At 67.5% G+C, this 7,801-nt stretch carries 4 protein-coding genes and 1 pseudogene; 1 reads left to right on the top strand and 4 read right to left on the bottom strand.

What is annotated here, in order from left to right:
* Positions 1 to 188 precede the first annotated feature (188 nt).
* Positions 189 to 992 carry a pseudouridine synthase gene (locus D7V77_RS38685; RefSeq protein WP_120581235.1) on the top strand — a complete coding sequence of 268 codons (804 nt, stop codon included), beginning with the start codon at positions 189 to 191 and terminating at the stop codon, positions 990 to 992.
* On the opposite strand, the gene D7V77_RS38680 is transcribed toward D7V77_RS38685, so the two are convergent.
* From D7V77_RS38680 to D7V77_RS38665, 4 genes and pseudogenes are all read right to left on the bottom strand, one after another.
* Positions 989 to 3,016 carry a serine/threonine-protein kinase gene (locus D7V77_RS38680; RefSeq protein WP_120581234.1) on the bottom strand — a complete coding sequence of 676 codons (2,028 nt, stop codon included), beginning with the start codon at positions 3,014 to 3,016 and terminating at the stop codon, positions 989 to 991. The genes D7V77_RS38685 and D7V77_RS38680 overlap by 4 nt on opposite strands.
* A 186-nt stretch (positions 3,017 to 3,202) precedes the next feature.
* Positions 3,203 to 5,110, bottom strand: a complete 1,908-nt coding sequence (locus tag D7V77_RS45260; protein ID WP_233597498.1) for a serine/threonine-protein kinase — start codon at positions 5,108 to 5,110, stop codon at positions 3,203 to 3,205.
* Positions 5,111 to 5,211: 101 nt separating this feature from the next.
* A complete protein-coding gene (locus D7V77_RS38670; protein WP_120581233.1) occupies positions 5,212 to 7,095 on the bottom strand; it encodes a serine/threonine-protein kinase in 1,884 nt (627 codons plus the stop codon).
* Between the two features lie 108 nt (positions 7,096 to 7,203).
* Positions 7,204 to 7,801, bottom strand: a pseudogene (locus tag D7V77_RS38665) (serine/threonine protein kinase); the annotation flags it as partial.

Here is a 7,801-nt window from a genome sequence, read left to right as displayed (position 1 = left end):
GGCGGGGCTTCAGCGGTTTCGGAGGGACGCGTGGACACGGCGGGCGCGCACATGCGCAGAGCCGCCTGGGGGAGTCAAACGGCGCGGTGCCCCCCTGGAAGCCCTCCTGCTCGTACTTATCTCCAGGGTGTTCGGGGAAATCCGCTGGCGTGACGCATCTGATACAGCGGGCGCGGACGGGAGGACGCATGGCGCGCAAGCAACGGACGCCCAGGTGGCTGGAGGCCGCGAGGCGCAGGGGACCGGAGACCCCGGCGGGCCCGGGCGCGGACTGGCTGACGCGAGCGCTGGGCCGGGCCGGCGTGCTGCCCCGGACCGAGGCCGAGCAGGCAATAAGCGAAGGCCGCGTGGAGGTGGACGGCCGGGTGGAGCGGGAGCCGTTCGCGCCGGTGGGGCAGGGGACGCGGGTGCGCGTGGACGGCGTGGAGCGCGCGCTGACGCGCCAGGTGCGGGCGCTGATGTTCCACAAGCCCTCGGGGCCGGTGGTGCACGGGTCGGATCCAGAAGGCGTGGGCACTGTCTTCGAAAGGCTGCGCGCGGTGCTGCCGCCGGAGCTTCAAGGCTTCGAGTGGTACGCGGTGGGGCGCCTGGACCGGGACACCACGGGGCTCCTGCTCTTCACCAACGACGAGCGGTTGGTGCGGCACGCGACGGCGCCGGAGACGCACCTGTCCAAGCGGTACGTGTCGCGCGTGGAGGGGCATCCCCTGGAGGCGGCGCTGACGAGGCTGCGAGAGGGATTGACGCTGGAGGACGGCCCCACGCGCCCGGCGGAAGCCATGCTCCGTGCGCCCGACGTGGTGGCGCTCACGCTCACGGAAGGGCGGCACCACCAGGTGAAGCGGATGCTCGCGGCGGTGGGGCACCCGGTGCTCACGCTGCACCGTGAGTCGGTGGGGCGGGTGGTGCTGGACGTGGCGGAAGGGGCGTGGCGCGAGCTGACGGACGCGGAGGTGGCGGAGGGGTTGGGGTTCCAACCCGGCGCGGACTAGAAGCCGATGTTCTTGAGCCGCTCTCTCGCCTTCGCTGGGTTCGCCATGTTCCTGGGGGACATCAGCAGGTACCGGTCATGGGCCTTCTTGGCCTTGGCCTTGTTGCCGACCAGGGTGTAGGCGGTCTCCAGACCCAGCCAGGCTCGCCGGATGCCGGGATCCTTCCAGGTGACGGCCTCCAGGAGCTTCACGGCCTCCCTGTGGTCCTTGGACGTGCCCGGCTTGAGCTTGATGAGCGTCAGGCCCAGCTCGAGCTTCGCCTCGACCGAGCCCGGCTTCATGGCCAGCGCGTTCCGGAAGGTGGCGGCGGCCTCCGGGTACTTCTCGTCGCGGAAGGCCGTGCGGCCGGTCTCCATCATGTCGGCGAAGGTCTCCGGCTTCACGATGCGGCCGGAGGCCGACGAGAGGGCTTTCGCATCGTCCAGGACCCGCACCACCTTCGCGCGGCTGGGGTGCGTATCCGGGGCGTACTCCAGGAAGCGCTGATAGTGCGTCACACTGGTGCGGCTGTCATTGAGTCGCGCGTACAGCATCCCCAGCAGGAGCTGGCATTCCGCTTCCTGGGAGAACTGCTTCGCGCACTGGTGCGCCAGGTCCACTGCGTCCTGGATCGCTCCCTGCTGCACGCGCGCCTGGACGCGGTCCTGGTAGTTGGCCAGCGAGAGGGGCGCTTCCGGAAGCGGTGCCACGGTGAGGGGCGCGCTGCCTATCGTCTGGGGGACCGCGGAAGGCCGTGCATCATTGGGAAGGGTTTGAACCGTGCTGGAGGGACGCTCGATGGGGCTCGCGGCTCCAAGGGGCTCCGGCGGCACGGCGGAGGAGAAGAACCACAGGACGCTGGCCCCGAGCGCCACACCCGTGGTGCTCAATCCCAGCATCCACTTGCGCGAGGTCGCGGGGGCGAGCGCGGACGGGGCCTCCTCCTCCACGATTTCGACGCTGGAGGATTCGGGGAGGGGGATCCTGCCGGTATGGAGCAGCGGCCTGGGATTCGGGGGCTTCTTCGCGAGTGCCGGTTCCTGCTCGCGCCAGGACTCCAGCTCCTCCTGGAAGGAGTCCGGGACGGACAGCTCGCGGCCATGCGACAGCAGGTCTTCACGAAACAGCATCCGCAGCAGATGCGCCAGGCTCAGCGAGGAGACTCGCGGGTGGTTCGCGTACAGGAAGCCAGCGAGGGCCTCCGCGAAGGCATGGCTGGACTCGAAGCGCTGGGACAGGTCCGGATGCAGGGCCTTGAGGAGGATGCGCTGGAGCGCCGCCGGCAGGTCCGGCCGTGACTCGCTCAGCGATGGGAGCTCGCCGCGAGCGATGCGCATCATCACGACCGCGGGCGGTCCCTCCAGGGGAAGCTTCCCGCAGAGCAATTCATGGAGCACGACGCCGGTGGCCCAGACGTCCGTGCGCGCATCCACGTCCTCTCCGCGCGCCTGCTCCGGGGAGAAGAAGAGGTACTTGCCCTTCACCACGCCGGGCTCGGTCTTGAGGTCCCGGATGAGCTGGGCCTTGGCGATGCCGAAGTCGACGATCTTGACCTGGCCCTCGTAGCTGATGAGCACGTTGTCCGGGGAGATGTCGCGGTGGACGATGCCCAATGGTTGGCCACTGCTGTCCGTGCGGGTGTGCGCGTAGTGCAGCCCCCGGCACATCTCCATCGCGATGAAGACGGCGATGGGAACGGGCAGGGTGCCCATGCCGCTCTTCATCGCGCGCTTGAGGAAGCGGTGGAGCGGCTGGCCGTCCACGAACTCCATGGCGAGGAAATACCCACCGTCCACCCGGCCGAAGTCGAAGACCTGGGCGACGTTGCCATGGGACAGCGTGGCGGAGATGCGCGCCTCGCTGATGAACATGGAGATGAAGGCTTCGTCGTTGGCGTATTCCGGCAGGACCTTCTTGATGAGGACCGGCTTGGTGACGCCCGCGTCGCCGACCAGCTGGGCGCGCCACGTCTCCGCCATGCCGCCCTGGCCCAGCCAGGACACCAACTCATACCGTCCGAAGGTGTCGCCTGCCTGGAGTGCCATGGGTTGGAAGTCCTGCGTCTAGAATCGCTTGGTGATTGAAAATACGCCTTTGAGGATGAAGGCACTCTAGTCCTACAGCTGTAGTTCGGAAGACTCCGCAGTCCTCCGCTTGTTGAAGAAAAAGGAGGGGGAGGATCGATTCTTCCCAATTACAACTGTAGGACTGGGCGCGCCACCTGGGGGCGCCTACTCCTGACGACGCTGCACGGCCTGGAGCAGGTCGTACATGCTCCTCACCTGCTTGAGGGTCGGTGTCCTGCTGCCGCCCTCGTCGAAGTCGTCCGCGAGCCTGCCGTAGAGGGTGCACGCCATCGGCATGGCCTCGCAGCCGTGGACGATTTTGAGCTGCCTGAAGAGCGCTTGCGTCCGCACCCATTCCTTGTTCACCTCGCTGACTGCATCGCCCTCCTTCACGGAAGCGAGGTGGTGCGGCGAATTCGATTTCTGCGTTTGCTCCAAGGCCCTGATGACAAGATCTCTCTTGGGGTAGCCTGCAGGGGTGAGTGTTAGGAATGTCTCGTAGGATTGCTCGCTCTTCTTGAAGTCTTTGAGGTTGGCATGGGTGACGCCGAGCATGAGGTGGCACTCGGGGATCTTGGGCATTCTGGCTGCGCAGGCTTGTGCCAGCTCAAGTGCTGAATTGAGATCAGATCTGATGAGTTCCCGGACTCTTGCCTGTATTTTGTCAATGGAGTCGGGACGGATCCTGACACCTGAGACAGTGTATTCGTCAGTGGTCGGGGTGGTGTCGTCCACCCTCTCTTGCGGTGCCACGATGGGCGCGGCTGCCACGACAGGCGTTGGTTTTGGCGCTTCGACAGTGACGGGCGCGCGGATCGGCGTCGGAGGCGGCGGCGCTCCTTCGTGGGGCACGGGCGCGTGCGCATCCATCAGCAGCCACACGCTCACGCCCACGACCATCAGTCCTCCCGCGCTCAACCCATAGATCAGCGGGCGTGAGGTTCCAGGCGACGCCACGATGGACCGGGGCTGGGTTGTCTCCGTGACCGGTGGAGGAGTGGCCGCCCGGAGGCGCCGGGTCTGGCGCTCGGTCGAGGGCCGCGGCGTCACCGGCTCCTCCGGCAGGGGCTGCTGTCGCCAGGACTTCAGCTCCTCCAGGAAGGAGCCCGGCACGGACATCTCCCGGCCCTCCTGCGCCAGGTCTCCCCGGAACAGCACGCGCAACAGGTGCGCGATGGTCATGGCGGAGAAGCGCGGGAAGTTCGAATACAGGAACCCCGCCAGTGCATCCCCGAACGCATGGCTGGATTCGAAGCGATGCTCCCGGTCCGGAGTCAGCGCCTTCATCACGATGTCGTTGAGTTCTCGCGGCAGGTCCGGCCGGAGCACGCTCGGCGCGGGAATCTCCCCGCGTCCCACGCGCATCATCACCACGTGCGGCGGCCCCTCCACCGGCAGCTTCCCGCAGAGCAACTCATAGAGCACGACGCCCGTGGCCCAGACGTCCGTGCGCGCGTCCACGTCCTCCCCTCGCGCCTGCTCCGGAGAGAAGAAGAGGTACTTGCCCTTCACCACCCCGGGCGCCGTCTTGAAGCCCCGGATGAGCTGCGCCTTGGCGATGCCGAAGTCGACGATCTTGACCTGGCCTTCGTAGCCCAGCAGCACGTTGTCCGGAGAGATGTCCCGGTGGACGATGCCCAGCGGCTGGCCACTGCTGTTCGTGCGCGTGTGCGCGTAGTGCAGGCCCCGGCACATCTCCATCGCGATGAAGACCGCGACAGGAACAGGCAGGGCACCCAGGTCGCTCTTCAACGCGCGCTTGAGGACGCGGTGCAGCGGCTGGCCATCCACGAACTCCATGGCCAGGAAGTACTCACCGTCCACCCGGCCGAAGTCGAAGACCTGGGCCACGTTGCCGTGGGACAGCGTGGCGGAGATGCGCGCCTCGCTGATGAACATGGAGATGAAGGCTTCGTCGTTGGCGTACTCGGGAAGCACCTTCTTGATGAGCACGGGCTTCGTCACGCCCGCGTCGCCTACCAATTGGGCGCGCCACGTCTCCGCCATGCCGCCCCGGCCCAGCCAGGAGACCAGCTCATACCGCCCGAAGACGTCGCCCGCTTGCAGTGCCATGGGGCGGACATTCTAAACCCAGATTCCAGGGAGGACAGAATCGAGACTGTCTTTCTCCTGCTCGGCCGCTTGGGATGTCAGCGAGTGGAAAGGCGGACCGCTCAACCCGCGTTGCCGGTCTTTCCCAGCATCTCGACGACCTTCGCCCGGCGCGGGTGGTCCGTGGGTGCGAGCTTCAGGAAGGTCTCGTAGTGCTGCGTGCTCTCCCGGGGATGGTTGAGCTTCGCGTGGACGGCCCCCAGCATGAGATAGCACTCCGGCATGTCTGGGTTGTTCGCCGCGCAGTCGTTGGCCGCTTCCAGGGCCGCGTCGTAGTCCTTGCTCTGCATCAGGCCGGAGACCTTCTGCTGGACCTCCTGCTGCTTCGTCTTCACGAGCGAGGAGACCTTCTGCTGCACCTCCTGCCGCTTGGAGTCGAGCAGTCCGAAGACGCCCTTCTTGGGCGCGGGCTCGCTCTCCGGAACGGCGGGCCGCGGCTCCTGGACGGCGCTGGCCGCGACGACCGTGGGCTGCTCGACGACGGGCACGGGCTCCGGCTCCTCGGCCTGGACGCGTTGGGTCGCGCGGACGGGCTTGGCCGGCTTCCGGGTGGGATGCGCGGGCCGCGCGGCTTCTGGCTCGGTGGGACTCATGTCCGGAACCTCCGCAACGAGCTCCGGCTCCTGCACCGGACTCGGGGCGGGCGGTTCGGGTTCGACCTTCGGGGCGGGGGCTTCGACCGCCACCGTTTGGGGCACAGGCGCGGGTTGCGCGACGGGCTCCGGCGAACGCGAGCCCACGAGGAGCCAGAGACAGGCTCCAGCCACGGCCAGGCCTCCTGCCGCGCTCGCGCCGTAGAGCACCTTGCGCGAAGGACCTGACGGAACCGTGGGCGCATCCGGCTGTGTCGTCTCCGTGGGCGGAGGCTTCGCGACGGCTCGCACCATCCGCCGGGTCTGGATCTGCTCTGGCGATGGGGCATCCAGGAGCTTCGCCAGCGCGGGCTCGCCCCACTTCCTCGCCTCGTCATGGAAGGTCTTGGGCACGGACAGCTCGCGGCCCTCGTGCGTCAGGTCCGCGCGGAACAGCACGCGCAACAGGTTCGCGAGGCTCAGCGAGGAGAAGCGCGGGTAGTGGGCATGGAGGAACTCCGCCAGCGCATCCCCGAAGGCATGGCTGGATTCGAAGCGCCGCTCACGGTCCGGAGCCAGCGCCTGCATCACCAGCGCATTCAGCTCCTTGGGCAGGTCCGGCCGGAGCGTCGTGGGCGCGGGAATCTGCCCCTCGGCGATCTTCATCATCACCGTCTGGGGCGGCCCCTCCACCGGAAGCCTCGCGCACAGCAACTCGTACAGCACGACAGCGGTGGCCCAGACATCCGTGCGTGCATCGACCTCTTCACCGCGCGCCTGCTCCGGGGAGAAGAAGAGGTACTTGCCCTTCACCACGCCGGGCTCCGTCTTGAAGCCGCGCAGCAGCTGCGCCTTCGCGATACCGAAGTCGACGATCTTGACCTGGCCCTCGTAGCTGACGAGCACGTTGTCCGGAGAGATGTCCCGGTGGACGATGCCCAGCGGCTGGCCGCTGCCGTCCGTGCGCGAGTGGGCGTAGTGCAGGCCCCGGCACATCTCCATCGCGATGAAGACCGCCACGGGAATCGGCAGCGCCCCCAGGCCCGCCTTCTTCGCGCGCTTGATCACCTTGTCGAGCGGCTTGCCGTCGACGAACTCCATGGCGAGGAAATACTCGTCCTCTACCTGTCCGAAGTCGAAGACCTGCGCGACGTTGCCATGGGACAGCGTGGCGGAGATGCGCGCCTCGCTGATGAACATGGAGATGAAGGCCTCGTCGTCCGCGTACTCCGGAAGGACCTTCTTGATCAGCACGGACTTGGTGACGCCCGCCGCGCCCACCAGCTGGGCGCGCCACGTCTCCGCCATCCCGCCCCGGCCCAGCCAGGACACCAACTCATACCGTCCGAAGGTATCTCCGGCTTGCAGTTCCATATGGGGCGCGCATCCTATACGGAAGCCAGCAAAGCCCGAATGAAGGCCCCCTGCCTGCCGGGTTCGCGAGCAGCCCCTCCCGCGGACAGCGTGAAGCCGCAGGGGTTCTCAGGGGGCGGTCGCCCGCAGCTCGACGAGCTTCTGCACGACATCGGGACGCCGCGGATGATTCGCGGGCGCGTACGCCATGAAGCGCTCATAGCTTCGCGTGCTCTCAGAGGCCTGATTCATCTTCGCCAGGACGTCACCCTGCAACAGGTAACAGTCCGGCTCCCGGGGAAGCCGCGCCACGCATTGGTTGGCTGCGTCGAGTGCTTCCTTCGGGCGGCCTCGCGTCAGGTGCATCAGGACGGCGCTTCGGGAGGACTCCAGCTCCGCCTCGTTGGCGGGCGTCTGCGCCTGGGGCTTGCGCTGCAGCAAGGCCGCCAGTCGATCCGTCACGGCGCTCCGCCGGAGATCGGTGGGGGACGCGTACTGCAGGAAGGCCTGGTAGTGGCTCACGCTCTTGTCGATGGACCGGAGCCGTTCGTGGGTGAGGCCCGCCGCCAGCCGGCAGTCCACGTTGTCAGGCACTGCGTCCACGCAGGTCTGGACCAGCTTCGCGGCCCGCGTCAGCTCCTTGCTGTTCCTGCTCAGGCGATACACGTCATCGAGCAGACTGCGCACCCGGGTCTCACTCCACGCAAGGGCTGCCGGGGGCGGGGAC

The organism is Corallococcus sp. CA041A (assembly GCF_003612075.1).
Taxonomy (GTDB): Bacteria; Myxococcota; Myxococcia; order Myxococcales; family Myxococcaceae; genus Corallococcus; species Corallococcus exiguus.
The sequence above is the reverse complement of the archived record's forward strand: the minus strand, read 5'-3'. Positions and strand labels throughout refer to the sequence as shown.

Bases quoted from the DNA above. Each gene is read 5' to 3' on its own strand.
- D7V77_RS38685 (WP_120581235.1), top strand. From the start codon at position 189: ATGGCGCGCAAGCAACGGACGCCCAGGTGGCTGGAGGCCGCGAGGCGC.
- D7V77_RS38680 (WP_120581234.1), bottom strand. From the start codon at position 3,016: ATGGCACTCCAGGCAGGCGACACCTTCGGACGGTATGAGTTGGTGTCC.
- D7V77_RS45260 (WP_233597498.1), bottom strand. From the start codon at position 5,110: ATGGCACTGCAAGCGGGCGACGTCTTCGGGCGGTATGAGCTGGTCTCC.
- D7V77_RS38670 (WP_120581233.1), bottom strand. From the start codon at position 7,095: ATGGAACTGCAAGCCGGAGATACCTTCGGACGGTATGAGTTGGTGTCC.